Source organism: Streptomyces daliensis, from assembly GCF_054782395.1.
The window spans coordinates 24943-37831 of the sequence record NZ_BAAGSO010000020.1; the positions used below are offsets into that span (position 1 = coordinate 24943).

Annotated in this window: 12 protein-coding genes and 1 tRNA gene; 7 read left to right on the plus strand and 6 right to left on the minus strand. The window is 71.8% G+C overall.

Features of this window, described 5'->3' with window-relative positions; genetic code table 11:
* Positions 1-12 precede the first annotated feature (12 nt).
* Positions 13-1167, plus strand: coding sequence for an acyl-CoA dehydrogenase family protein (locus tag ACYVOO_RS05335; protein ID WP_461014466.1), 1155 nt, complete (start codon positions 13-15; stop codon positions 1165-1167).
* Positions 1168-1209: 42 nt separating this feature from the next.
* On the opposite strand, the gene ACYVOO_RS05340 is transcribed toward ACYVOO_RS05335, so the two are convergent.
* The 4 genes from ACYVOO_RS05340 to ACYVOO_RS05355 all read right to left on the minus strand — a co-directional run bounded on the left by ACYVOO_RS05340 (position 1210) and on the right by ACYVOO_RS05355 (position 4803).
* Positions 1210-1554 (minus strand): rhodanese-like domain-containing protein, encoded by a 345-nt coding sequence (locus ACYVOO_RS05340; protein ID WP_453349255.1) that lies wholly within the window; start codon positions 1552-1554, stop codon positions 1210-1212.
* Between the two features lie 177 nt (positions 1555-1731).
* The gene (locus ACYVOO_RS05345; RefSeq protein WP_461014467.1) at positions 1732-2781 is read right to left on the minus strand and encodes a J domain-containing protein; all 1050 of its coding nucleotides are present in this window, start codon (positions 2779-2781) and stop codon (positions 1732-1734) included.
* Between the two features lie 25 nt (positions 2782-2806).
* Positions 2807-4282 carry a DUF2252 domain-containing protein gene (locus tag ACYVOO_RS05350; protein ID WP_461014468.1) on the minus strand — a complete coding sequence of 492 codons (1476 nt, stop codon included), beginning with the start codon at positions 4280-4282 and terminating at the stop codon, positions 2807-2809.
* A 125-nt stretch (positions 4283-4407) separates the two neighbouring features.
* Positions 4408-4803: a winged helix-turn-helix transcriptional regulator gene (locus ACYVOO_RS05355; protein WP_461014469.1), complete on the minus strand. Its 396-nt coding sequence runs from the start codon at positions 4801-4803 to the stop codon at positions 4408-4410.
* A 108-nt stretch (positions 4804-4911) separates the two neighbouring features.
* Here ACYVOO_RS05355 and ACYVOO_RS05360 point away from each other — a divergent pair, with 108 nt between their 5' ends.
* Positions 4912-5565, plus strand: coding sequence for an FMN-dependent NADH-azoreductase (locus tag ACYVOO_RS05360; protein ID WP_461014470.1), 654 nt, complete (start codon positions 4912-4914; stop codon positions 5563-5565).
* 69 nt (positions 5566-5634) lie between these two features.
* Here ACYVOO_RS05360 and ACYVOO_RS05365 read toward each other — a convergent pair whose 3' ends face one another.
* Positions 5635-6270, minus strand: a complete 636-nt coding sequence (locus ACYVOO_RS05365) for a TetR/AcrR family transcriptional regulator (protein WP_461014471.1) — start codon at positions 6268-6270, stop codon at positions 5635-5637.
* 161 nt (positions 6271-6431) lie between these two features.
* Positions 6432-6515, minus strand: a tRNA-Leu gene (locus ACYVOO_RS05370).
* A 395-nt stretch (positions 6516-6910) separates the two neighbouring features.
* Between ACYVOO_RS05370 and ACYVOO_RS05375 the strand changes: the two genes are divergently transcribed.
* From ACYVOO_RS05375 to ACYVOO_RS05395, 5 genes are read left to right on the plus strand one after another with little or no spacing between them, the layout of a single operon-like run.
* Positions 6911-7723 (plus strand): FhaA domain-containing protein, encoded by an 813-nt coding sequence (locus tag ACYVOO_RS05375; RefSeq protein WP_453349261.1) that lies wholly within the window; start codon positions 6911-6913, stop codon positions 7721-7723.
* A 10-nt stretch (positions 7724-7733) separates the two neighbouring features.
* Entirely contained in the window at positions 7734-8243 is a 510-nt protein-coding gene (locus ACYVOO_RS05380; protein ID WP_453349262.1) for an FHA domain-containing protein FhaB/FipA, read from the plus strand.
* Between the two features lie 22 nt (positions 8244-8265).
* Positions 8266-9909 carry a Stp1/IreP family PP2C-type Ser/Thr phosphatase gene (locus tag ACYVOO_RS05385; RefSeq protein WP_461014472.1) on the plus strand — a complete coding sequence of 548 codons (1644 nt, stop codon included), beginning with the start codon at positions 8266-8268 and terminating at the stop codon, positions 9907-9909.
* A 15-nt stretch (positions 9910-9924) separates the two neighbouring features.
* A complete protein-coding gene (locus ACYVOO_RS05390) occupies positions 9925-11316 on the plus strand; it encodes an FtsW/RodA/SpoVE family cell cycle protein (protein WP_461014473.1) in 1392 nt (463 codons plus the stop codon).
* On the plus strand, positions 11313-12779 hold the full coding sequence (locus ACYVOO_RS05395; RefSeq protein ID WP_461014474.1) for a peptidoglycan D,D-transpeptidase FtsI family protein: 1467 nt from the start codon (positions 11313-11315) through the stop codon (positions 12777-12779). Before ACYVOO_RS05390 ends, ACYVOO_RS05395 begins: the two co-directional genes overlap by 4 nt.
* Positions 12780-12889 lie beyond the last annotated feature (110 nt).

The window sequence follows — 12889 nt, forward strand, 5'->3', positions numbered from 1 at the left end:
GGCGGACGGACAGTGGACTTCACCTTCACCGAAGAAGAGCGGGCGGCCTCGGAAGCGGCCGGGGCGGTCTTCGCCAAGGTCGTACCTGACAGTGTGCCCAGCCCCTCCCTCACCGGGGGCGCCGTCGCCGAGGACTTCGACCGCGCGCTGTGGCGGCGGCTCGCCGGTTCCGATCTGCTCAGCCTGTTCGTCGCGCCCGAGCACGGCGGTGCGGGCCTGGGCCCCGTCGCCCTGTGCCTCGTCCTGCGCGAGGCGGGCAGGGTGCTGGCCCGCGTCCCGCTGCTGGAGACCGCCGCCGCGGCCCTCACCCTCCAGACGTACGGCACCCCGGAACTCCAGCGGACCCGCCTCCCCCTGATCGGCAGGGGCGAGCTGGCGGTCAGCGTCGCCGCGAGCGGCCGTACGGGACACGAGGCCGCCGCCCTCGCCGTCACCGCGACCCGCCCCACGCCCGCGCCCTCGCCCTCGCCCTCGCCTTCGCCCGCGTCGAACCCGTCAGAACCCTGGCTGCTCGACGGGATCCAGACCGCCGTTCCCTGGGCGCAGACGGCCGATCTCGTGCTCGTGCCCGCGCACACCGCCGAGGGCCGCACCCTGCTCGCCCTCGTCGACCCCGCAGGGCAGGGCGTGACCCTGGCCGAGCAGATCTCCACCACCGGCGAGCGCTACGCCGAACTGCGGCTCGACGCGGCCCCCGTACGTCCGCTCGACGTCATCGAGGCCGAGGGCGCCGCCGAGCACCTCCACCGGCTCATGGCCACCGGCACCTGTGCGCTGGCGCTGGGCCTCGGCGAGCGCGTGCTGGCCATGACCAGCGCCTACGCGGGCGAGCGCGAGCAGTTCGGCCACCCCATCGCGACGTTCCAGGCCGTCGCGGTCCAGGCCGCCGACCGCTACATCGACCTCCGCGCCATGGAGGCCACACTCTGGCAGGCGGCGTGGCGGCTCGATCCCACGGATGTGGCCGTCGCCAAGATCTGGGCCGCCGAGGGCGTGCGGCGCGTCGTCCAGACAGCGCAGCATCTGCACGGCGGCTTCGGCGCCGACACGGACTATCCGCTGCACCGCTTCCACGCCTGGGCCAAGCAGCTCGAACTCTCCCTCGGCCCTGCCGCGGCCCACGAGGAGGCCCTCGGCGACCTCCTCGCCGCCCACCAGCCCGGCTGACTCCGGCTCACAGCACGTACGGGGCCCACGCCCCGTACGGACTCACAGCACGTACGGAGGCTCCCCGCCGTCCGCGACCATCGGGCGCCCCGCCGCGTCCCAGGCCAGCATGCCGCCGTCCACGTTCACCGCGTCCATGCCCTGCTGGATCAGGTACTGCGCCACCTGCGCCGAGCGACCGCCGACGCGGCAGACCACGTACACCCGCTCACCGTCGCCCACCCGCTCGGTCAGCTCACCGGACCGGGCGACGAAGTCGCTCATGGGGATGTGCAGCGCGCCCTCGGCGTGCCCCGCCGCCCACTCGTCGTTCTCCCGGACGTCCAGCAACAGCCCTTCAGCGGGCACCGATGCCGCCTCCACCTGGGGCAACTGACCGAAGTGCATGACGTATTGCCTCTCTCGACCCGCGCACGGCTCTTCGCCACGGGTCAGTTCGCTCTGTTCCCTGCTGACTGGTCCCTGCCGACCGGCGGACGGCCTCTTTCCGGCCCGTCCCGTCCCGGCCCGGCTCGACCCGCCCGCCTGCCCGGAACGGTTCCTTCCGTCCCGTTCCCCGTCGGCTCAGCCCTGCCCGGGTTCCGACCGGCCGGACTGTTCTTTCTGCCCGGACCGCTCCGGCTCCTGCCGCGGTTCCCGCTCCGCCCCCGCCTGCTGCTCCAGCAACCGGGCCAGCTCCGCCTCGCGCTCCTCGACCTGCGCGAGCAGCTGCTCGGCGATCTCGTCCAGCAGCCGGTCGGGGTCGTCCGGCGCCATCCGCAGCATCGCGCCGATGGCGCTCTCCTCCAGGCTGGTGACCATGTCGGCCAGCATGTCCTTGCGCTGGGCCAGCCACTCCAGGCGCGCGTACAGCTCCTCGCTGCGGCTGACCCGCTCCTCCTCCGGCTCGCGCGGCCCCGACTCCCACTCCTCCAGGAGTACGGCGAGTTCCTGCGTGTCACCGTCCGCGTAAGCCCTGTTGACGCGTACGAGGAAGGCCTCGCGGCGCTCCCGCTCCGCCTCGTCCTGGGCGAGGTCGGGGTGCGCACGGCGCACGAGGTCGCGGTACGCCTTGCGCGCCTCCTCGCTCGGGCGGACCCGCGGCGGGGGCTGGACGCTCTGCTCGTTGAGCATCGCCGTCGCCTCGGGGGGCATGCCCTCGGAGTCGATCCAGCCGTGGAACAGCTCCTCGACGGCGGGCATCGGCAGCACGGCACCGCGCGCCGCCTCCGCCTTGCGCACGTCCTCGGGGTCGCCCGTACGGGCGGCGACCGCCTCGGCGATCCGCGCGTCCAGCTCGTCGAGCCGCGCGTACATCGGCCCGAGGCGCTGGTGGTGCAGGCGGGAGAAGTTCTCCACCTCGACCCGGAAGGTCTCCACCGCGATCTCGTACTCGATCAGCGCGGTCTCCGCCGTCCGCACGGCCCGCTCCAGCCGCTCCGTCCCCCCGTCCTGGGGCTGCGTCGGGGACTGGGGCCGCCCCTGGCCCGGGTCCTGCCCCTGGCCCTGGCCCTGCCCCTGGCCCTGGCCCGGGTCCTGGGCCTCGCCTGAATCCTGGCCCTGGGCCTGTGCCTGGCCGGGGCCCTGGCTCCGGCCGTCGTCGTGGGCCTGCTCCGCCTCCGGGTTCGCGTTCATCACGCCCACCCTACGGAAGGGAGCCTCACACTCCCAGTTCGGCCGCCAGCCTGCCGCTCCGTACCGCCTTGACCAGCTCGCCGTGGTCCGCCTCCGTACGGTCCGCGTAGGCCACGGCGAAGGCGCCGACCGCCTCGTCCAGCGCCTCGCCCTTCCCGCAGTACCCGGCGACGGCGCGCGGGTCGGCGCTGTGGGAGTGGGCGCGGGCGAGCAGCGCGCCGGTCATCCGCGCGTAGTCGTCCACCTGGTCGGCGGCGAGCGCGGCGGGATCGACGCTGCCCTTGCGGTTGCGGAACTGCCGCACCTGGTACGGGCGCCCCTCCACGCTCGTCCACCCCAACAGGATGTCCGAGACGACCTGCATGCGCTTCTGGCCGAGCACGACCCGGCGCCCCTCGTGCGGGACCCGGGGCGCGGCGAAGCCCGCGGCGGCCAGCGCGGGCGCCAGCGCCGTGGCGCGCGCCTCCTTGACCTGGAGCACCAGCGGCTCGCCCCGGTGGTCGAGCAGCAGCACGACGTACGAGCGCGTCCCCACGCTCCCCGTCCCGACGACGCGGAAGGCCACGTCGTGGATCGCGTACCGCTCCAGCAGCGGCAGCCTGTCCTCGGGCACCGTCGCCAGATACCCGTCTCCGGCGCCATCTCCGCCCCGGCCGAGCGCGGAGGCCACGGCCGCCGCCTCCGCGTCCGGGACGCGGCGCAGCACGGGCGGCGCGTCGACGAAGCAGCGGGCGCCGTCGTCCAGGAGGCGGGTGGACTTAGCGGCATAGCGGGCACTGGTGTTGCGCCGCGCCTTCTCACTGACCCGCTCCAGCGTGCCCAGCAGATCGCGCGCGTCGGTGTGCGAGACCAGCTCCTCGTCGGCGATGGCGTTCCACGCCTCGGCCGCCGGCATCCGCGCCAGCAGCCGCATGGTGCGGCGGTACGCGCCCACCGCGTCCCGCGCGGCGCCCGCGCACACGTCCTCGTCGGCCCCCGCCTCGCGCCCGGCGAGCACGAGCGAGGCCGCCAGCCGCTTGAGGTCCCACTCCCAGGGGCCGACGGCGGTCTCGTCGAAGTCGTTCAGATCGATGACGAGGCCGCCCCGCGCGTCCCCGTAGAGCCCGAAGTTGGCGGCGTGCGCGTCGCCGCAGAGCTGGGCTCCGATGCCGGTCGCGGGGGTGCCGTGCGCCAGGTCGTACGCCATCAGCCCGGCGGAGCCGCGCAGGAAGGCGAAGGGGGTGGCGGCCATCCGGCCCACCCTGATCGGCGTCAGGGCCGGGAGCCGTCCCGCGTTGGACGCCTCGACGGCGGCGACGGCGCCCGGGCGGCCCGGCGCGACCGTGAACCCGGAGTGCTCGGCGCGGGGTACGGAGTCGCGCAGCGCCTTGCCCGCGCGCTTCGGAGACTCGGCGGGCGGCGGCCACGCGGCGAAGCCCGCCACCGGCGGGATACGCGCACTGCCCCGGCCGGCGTCCACGTCGCCTGTTCCCGCCGTTCCCGTCGTTCCCGTCGTCCCCATACCGAGCCCTCCCCTGACGTGCCGGAGGCGGACGGAACCGGGAAACGCCCAGCGCCCCACCCGGCCCGGTCAGCCCCGGCACCGCTTGTCCGGGGGACGACGCTACTCGCGGAGCCGTCGGGCCGTCAGCCCCGGAACTCCTCGGGGCAGCGGGCGCCGTCGGCCGCGAGGTGCGCGTCCGCCCAGCGGGTCAGCTCGACCATCGCGGGCTTGAGCGCCTCGCCCGCGTCCGTCAGGCGGTAGCTGACGCGCAGCGGGGGCCCGTCCTCGACGGTCCGCACGACGAGGCCCAGCGAGGCCAGCTCCGTCAGCCGGTCCGAGAGCATGCGCTCGCTGATGCCCGGCACGGCCCTGCGCAGCTCGGCGAAGCCTCCGGGACCGTTCATGAGCGCGGCGATGATCAGCCCGGTCCAGCGCTTGCCCAGCAGATGGAAGACGAGCGTGATCCCCGATTCCGGCTCGGTGCACGCCGACACCGGTGCCGGAGGGACCTCCTGCGTCTGTTCCCGAAGCTCTGCCATGCCTCCAGCGTACTGTGTCCGAACAAGGGGGTGCAGAAAAGTAAGTGCCTGTGTTATCAATAGTTGCGTACGGAAGTTAACCCACTTACTCCAAGGCAGGACACCCTCATGGCCACGCTGCTGCACATCGACTCGTCCCTCTGGCCCCAGGACGCCTCCGTCTCCCGCGACGTCACCGCGTCCTTCCGCCAGGCATGGGAGGCCCAGCACCCCGACGGCACCGTCGTCTACCGGGACCTGGCCGCGAACCCGCTGCCCCACCTGGACGCCGTCACCGCCTCGGTGCTCGCCCCCTCCCCTGAGCACACCCCCGAGCAGGCCGCCGCCTTCGCGCTGCGCGACGAGCTGGCCCGCGAGCTGGAGCAGGCCGACGCGATCCTCATCGGCGCCCCGATGTACAACTTCACGATCCCCTCGACCCTGAAGGCGTGGCTCGACCACGTGATCATGATGGGCCGCACCGCGGGCGGCGAGTCCCCCTCGGCCGCGGGCACGCCCACCACCGTCGTGACCAGCCGGGGCGGCGGCTACGGCCCCGGCACCCCCCGCGAGAGCTTCGAGTTCGCGCAGAGCTACCTGGCCAAGACCCTCGGCGAGGGGCTGAACCTGGACGTGGAGTTCATCGTTCCGGAGCTGACGCTGGCCCCGACCACCCCGGGCATGGAGGGGCTGATCGAGCTGGCCGAGCAGTCGCGCGCCAAGGCCCACGAGGATGCCGCTGCCAGGGCCAAGACCCTCGCGGCGCGCGTCGCGGCGGCCTGAGCGCACCGCCTCGCGCGAGCCCTCGGCACCGGGCCCCCGCGCACCCTCAGCGCGGGCCCGCGCCGCGTCTCAGCGCCGGGCCCGCGCCGCGTTCAGCTCCCGCATGGCGCCGTCCAGTTGCTCCCGCGTGAGCGGCGGCCCCGGCAGCTCGCGGGCACCCTCGCCGCGCAGCCCGTCGAGCAGCAGCGCCAGCTGACGGCGCCAGGACCCGGGCGCCACGGCCTCGGCGGCGGGCACGGCCCGGCCCAGCGCGGCCAGCGCGAAGAGGAGGTCGGCGACCCCGAGGTCCCCGCGCACGGCGCCCGCGCCACGGCAGCGTTCGATCAGCAGGCCCAGCGTCTCGGCGTTGTGCGCGTGCAGCGCCTCCAGCGTCGGGACGCCCTCGATGCCCGTCGTCATCAGGTCGTTCGCGCCCCGGTCGTGGGCCAGCCCCTCGAAGACGCGCTCCAGATAGCCGGTGAGCCCGGCCCACGGGTCCTCGGACCGCCGGGCCTCCTCGCCGTGCGCCATGGTCGCGGCGAGGGCTTCGCGGAAGACCTCCTCGATGAGGGCGCCCCGGTCGGGGAAGCGCCGGTACAGGGTGGCGTTGCCGACCCCGGCCCGCCGGGCGATCACGTCCAGGGGCGCCTCGACGCCCTGCTCCGCGTACACCTCGCGGGCAGCCGCCAGCACCAGTTCCCTGTTCCGCCACGCGTCCCTTCGCACGCCCGCACCGTAGCGCGGGCCAGCGCCGGGGACCGCACGCGCGCAGAAGTCATCCGTACAGAAGCGGAACCCCAACCGGAACCCGGAGCCCCGGCCCCCGCTGCCCGCAGCGCACACGAAGAAGCCCCGCAGGTCCGAGACCTGCGGGGCTTTCCTTCTTGTGCGCGAGGGGGGAGTTGAACCCCCACGTCCTTTCGGACACTGGAACCTGAATCCAGCGCGTCTGCCTATTCCGCCACCCGCGCATTGGGTGTGTCGTGGGCCCGTCGCGGCGCCCTGCCGACATCCAGAAGATTAGCACGCTGGAAGGGGTGCGCTCACATCCGTTTGTTCGGTCACGGGCAACGGGGGCACTCCTCCTCCGGAGGAGCCCGGAGGGAGCCCCGGGAAGCCCCGGGGAGAGCGGAGCCGCACCGCTCTGCGAGACACTGGCCACAGGAGCCCTACGATCCATGCAAGGCTGTGACGACGGCCTCAAGGTGTGAGAGGTGACACTCGACCACCGGGTCCCAGCGGGGAACCAGCCGTTTCCCCCGCGCGTGGATACGATCAGTAAGCAGTACCGGAAAGCAGCATGCGCGTGCCCAGGCGACACTGGGAGGCGCACTAGAGCCGAGGGCATCTGGGAAGGAGGTGCACCGTGGGAGTAATGAAGCGCTTCGAGCAGCGACTCGAAGGTCTCGTGAACGGCACCTTCGCGAAGGTGTTCAAGTCCGAGGTGCAACCCGTGGAAATCGCGGGTGCCCTCCAGCGCGAGTGCGACAACAACGCGACGATCTGGAACCGCGAGCGGACCGTCGTGCCGAACGACTTCATCGTCGAGCTGAGCGCGCCGGACTACGAACGCCTGAGCCCGTACTCGGGCCAGCTCGGCGACGAGCTGTCCGGGATGGTCCGCGATTACGCCAAGCAGCAGCGCTACACCTTCATGGGTCCCATCAAGGTCCATCTGGAGAAGGCGGACGACCTGGACACGGGTCTCTACCGCGTGCGCAGCCGCACTCTGGCGTCCAGCACCTCTCAACCGCAGCGGAGCGGCGCTCCGGGCGGCGGAGGACAGCAGGCGGCGGGCGGATACCCGCCCCGCCCCGCTTCCGCGCCGCCCATGCCCGCCTCGTCGCCCTCGCCGCCCGGCTACGCGCCGGGCGCGGGCGGCCCGCTGCCGCACGCCGAGACCCGCCGCTGGATCGAGATCAACGGCAACCGCCACCAGATCTCGAAGCCGACGCTGGTCCTGGGCCGCAGCACCGAGGCCGACGTGCGCGTGGACGATCCGGGAGTCTCCCGGCGCCACTGCGAGATCCGGGCGGGGGACCCGGCGACCATCCAGGATCTGGGCTCGACGAACGGCATCGTGGTAGACGGGCAGCACACCACCCGCGCTACGCTCCGCGACGGCTCACGCATCGTCGTGGGCAGCACGACGATCATTTACCGGCAAGCCGAAGGGTGAAGCGGGGGCAATGTCAGAGCTGACCCTGACGGTCATGCGGTTGGGTTTTCTCGCCGTACTGTGGCTGTTCGTCATCGTGGCCGTGCAGGTCATCAGGAGCGACCTGTTCGGTACGCGCGTGACCCAGCGCGCCGCGCGCCGCAACGAAGGACAACGTCCGCAGCAGCGCCAGCAGCCGCAGCGGCAACAGCAGCAGAGCGGCCGTCGCGGGCGCGGCGGCCGTAACACCCCCACCAAGCTCGTGGTGAGCGAGGGCTCCCTCACCGGCACCACGGTCGCCCTCCAGGGGCAGACCATCACCCTGGGCCGGGCTCACGACTCCACGATCGTGCTGGACGACGACTACGCGTCCAGCCGCCATGCCAGGATCTACCCGGACCGTGACGGCCAGTGGATCGTCGAGGACCTCGGGTCGACCAACGGCACGTACCTTGAGCGGACCCGGCTGACCACACCGACGCCGATCCCGCCCGGAGCGCCGATCCGTATCGGCAAGACGGTCATCGAGCTGCGGAAGTAGTTACAGACATGACGACCGGAGGGTGGGCACCGTGCGGATGTACCCGGAGCCGACGGGCGAGGTGCGCATGAGTCTGTCACTGCGCTTCGCCGCCGGATCACACGACGGAATGATCCGCGAGCACAACGAGGACTCCGGCTACGCCGGCCCGAGGCTGCTCGCGGTCGCCGACGGCATGGGCGGCCAGGCCGCCGGTGAGGTCGCCAGCTCCGAGGTGATCTCCACCATGGTCCAGCTCGACGAGGACATCCCGGGCTCGGACATCCTCACCTCCCTCGGCACGGCCGTGCAGCGGGCCAACGACCAGTTGCGCGTCATGGTCGAGGAGGACCCGCAGCTGGAGGGCATGGGCACCACGCTCACCGCGCTCCTGTGGACGGGCCAGCGGCTCGGCCTCGTGCACGTCGGCGACTCCCGCGCTTATCTGCTCCGCGACGGCCAGCTCACCCAGATCACGCAGGACCACACCTGGGTGCAGCGGCTCGTCGACGAGGGGCGGATCACCGAGGAGGAGGCCACCACCCACCCGCAGCGCTCCCTGCTGATGCGCGCGCTGGGCAGCGGTGACCACGTCGAGCCCGACCTCTCCATCAGGGAGGTCCGCGCCGGCGACCGCTATCTGCTGTGCTCCGACGGGCTGTCCGGCGTCGTCTCCCATCAGACGATGGAGGACACCCTCGGCAGCTACCAGGGCCCGCAGGAGACCGTGCAGGAGCTGATCCAGCTCGCGCTGCGCGGCGGCGGCCCGGACAACATCACCTGCATCATCGCGGACGTCCTCGACGTCGACCAGGCGGGCGACACCCTCGCGGGGCAGCTCAACGACACCCCGGTCATCGTCGGCGCCGTCGCCGAGAACCAGAACTCGCTCGGCAGCGACATGGGCACCCTCCAGACCCCGGCGGCCCGCGCGGCCGAGCTGGGGCGGAGCGGGCAGTCCGTGCCGCAGCAGCCGGGCCCCGACGGGCCGGGGGACGGCTTCGGGCCGCCCGGCAGCGGCGGCATGGCCGCGGGCCCGCCGCCCGGCGCCTTCGGCGCCTACACGGACGAGGACTTCGTCAAACCGCGCCGGGGCAGAAAGTGGCTCAAGCGGTCCGCGTGGACCGTCGTCGCGCTGGCCGTCATCGGCGGCGGCCTCTACGGGGGCTTCCGCTGGACCCAGACGCAGTACTACGTGGGAGCCAAGGGCGAGCACGTCGCGCTCTACCGCGGCATCAGCCAGGAGCTGGCGGGTCTGACGCTGAACAAGGTCTACCGCGACCGCCCCGAGATCGAACTCAAGTACCTTCCGCTGTACCAGCGCAATCAGGTGCGGGAGACCATCGCCACCAGCAGCCTCGGCGAGGCCGAGGACAAGGTGAACGAGCTGGGCGCGCAGGCCGAGGTCTGCCGGATCGTCGCTGAGCAGAAGGAAGAGCCCAGCGACGAGCAGAAGAAGGAAGAGCAGAACAAGCCCGGCGACGCGGGCAAGAGCGGCGGCACCGACACCGGGGCCACCAACGGAGGCACCGGCGGCACGGCCGAGTCCGAGTCCTCGGCGACCGCGGGCCAGGTCGCACTCCGCACCGACCACGACAGCACTCACAAGAGCACCAGCTCTCCGTCACCCGGCCCCCGGCTCTCGGAGAAACAGCAGGAGCTCGCCAAGCAGTGCACCGCGCCGTAGGGGGCACAAAACAGCATGAGCAGCAATATCAGCACCACCGGCAGCAACACGACGATCTCCCCCGGAGGTCTGCCCAGCCGCCGTAACACCGAGCTGGCGATGCTCGTCTTCGCCGTGCTCATCCCCGTCTTCGCCTACGCCAACGTCGGCCTGGCCAAGGACGGCGCACTCCCCGCCGGGATGCTCGGCTACGGACTCGGTCTCGGCCTGCTGGCCGGGGTCGCGCACCTCGTCGTGCGCCGCTGGGCGCCGTACGCGGACCCGCTGATGCTGCCCATCGCCACGCTGCTCAACGGCATGGGCCTGGTCCTCATCTACCGTCTCGACCTGGAGCCGCTCCCCGGCGGGGCCGCGGCGCCGACGCAGCTCATGTGGTCGACGCTCGGTATCGCGCTCTTCGTGTGCGTGCTCGTCTTCCTGAAGGACCACCGTGTCCTCCAGCGCTACACCTACATCTCGATGGCCGCCGCGCTGGTCCTGCTGATCCTGCCGGTGTTCTTCCCGGCCCGTTTCGGTGCCCGGATCTGGATCACCATCCCCGGTGTCGGCTCGCTCCAGCCCGCCGAGTTCGCCAAGATCATCATCGCGGTGTTCTTCGCGGGCTATCTGATGGTCAAGCGCGACGCGCTCGCGCTGGCGAGCCGCCGCTTCATGGGGCTCTACCTCCCGCGCGGCCGCGACCTGGGCCCGATCTTCGCGATCTGGGCGCTCAGCCTGATGATCCTCGTCTTCGAGACCGACCTCGGCACCTCGCTGCTGTTCTTCGGCCTCTTCGTGGTGATGCTGTACGTGGCGACGGAGCGCACGAGCTGGATCGTCTTCGGTCTGACCCTCTCCATCGTCGGCGCCGTCGCCGTCGCCAGCTTCGAGCCGCACGTGCAGAGCCGTGTGCAGGACTGGCTCGACCCGATGCAGGCGTACAAGGACGGCTCCGAGCAGCCCGCGCAGGCGCTGTGGGCCTTCGGCTCGGGCGGCACCCTCGGCTCCGGGCTGGGGCAGGGCTACTCTCGGCTCATCGGCTTCGCCGCCAAGAGCGACTACATCTTCGCCACCGTCGGCGAGGAGCTCGGGCTCTGCGGCGCGATGGCCATCCTCCTGATGTACGGGCTCCTGGTGGAGCGCGGCATCCGCACCTCCCTCGCGGCACGCGACCCCTTCGGCAAGCTCCTCGCCGTCGGTCTCTCGGCCGCCTTCGGCATCCAGGTCTTCGTCGTCGCGGGCGGCGTCATGGGCCTCATCCCGCTGACGGGTATGACGATGCCCTTCCTGGCACAGGGCGGTTCCTCTGTCATCGCCAACTGGGCGCTCGTCGCGATCCTGCTGAAGATCAGCGACACCGCCAGGCGACCGGCACCCGCCCCGGCCCCCAACCCCGACGCCGAGATGACTCAGGTGGTCCGACCGTGAACAAGCCGCTTCGACGGATCGCGATCTTCTGCGGCCTGCTCGTCCTGGCCCTGCTGGTCCGCGACAACTGGATCCAGTTCGTCCAGGCCGACGAGCTGAAGACCGACCCCAAGAACCGAAGGGTCGCCATCGCCCGCTACGCGCAGCCGCGCGGCAACATCATCGTCGACGGCAAGTCCATCACCGGATACGCCGAGACGAAGGGCAACGACTTCCAGTACAAGCGCACGTACAAGGACGGCGAGATGTGGGCCCCGGTCACGGGGTACGCGTCCCAGGCGTTCGGCGCCAACCAGCTCGAGGCGCTCAACGACGGCATCCTCACCGGCGACGACGACCGGCTCTTCTTCAACCGCACCATCGACATGCTGACCGGCAAGCCCCAGAAGGGCGGCAACGTCGTCACGACGCTGAACGCCAAGGCCCAGAAGGCGGCCTTCGAGGGGCTGGGCGACAAGAAGGGCGCCGTCGCCGCGATCAACCCGAAGACCGGCGCCGTCCTCGCGCTGGCCAGCACTCCTTCGTACGACCCCTCCAGCTTCGCCGGGAACGGCGAGAAGGACACGGAGGCGTGGTCGAAGCTCCAGAAGGCCCAGGACCCCGACGACCCGATGCTGAACCGGGCGCTGCGCCAGACGTACCCGCCGGGCTCCACCTTCAAGGTCGTCACCGCCGCCGCCGGTCTGGAGAGCGGGGACTACGACCTGGACTCGAAGACCGACTCGCCCGACCCGTACCGGCTTCCTGACTCCACCTACGAGCTGGGCAACGAGGGCAACAACCCGGCCTGCAAGAACGCCTCGGTGCGCGTCGCGCTCCAGTGGTCGTGCAACACCGTCTTCGCGAAGATGAGCGACGACATCGGCAACGAGGACATGCAGAAGATGTCGGAGAAGTTCGGCTTCCACGAGAAGGAGCTGGACATCCCGGTCCGCGCCGCCGAGAGCGTCTACCCCAAGGACAACCGCCCGCAGAACGCGCAGGCCGGTATCGGCCAGGCGTCCGTGGCGGCCACCCCGCTCCAGATGGCCATGGTCGCCTCGGCGGTCGCCAACGACGGCAAGCTGATGAAGCCGTACATGGTGGACCAGCTCGTGGCGCCCAACCTGAACGTCGTCGAGCAGACCAAGCCCGAGGAGCTGAGCGAGCCGGTCTCCTCGGAGAACGCGCAGAAGCTCCAGCAGGCCATGGAGACCGTGGTCGAGAAGGGCACCGGATCCAGCGGCAAGATCCCCGGCGTCACCGTCGGCGGCAAGACCGGTACGGCCCAGCACGGCGAGGGCAACAGCGAGAACCCCTACGCGTGGTTCATCTCCTACGCCAAGACGGACGACGGCTCCCCGGTGGCCGTGGCCGTCGTCATCGAGAGCTCCGACACGCTCCGCAGCGACATCGCGGGCGGCAAGCTCGCCGCCCCCGTCGCCAAGGGTGTGATGGAGGCCGTCCTCGACGGGAAGCAGTGACGCGACGGACGTGACGGACGTAACGGACGCGACGAAAGCACAGGCGTTGCCCGCGAGAGCGCAGGAGGTGACCCCGGTCACCTCCGACCCGTGCGAGCGGACGGGTACCG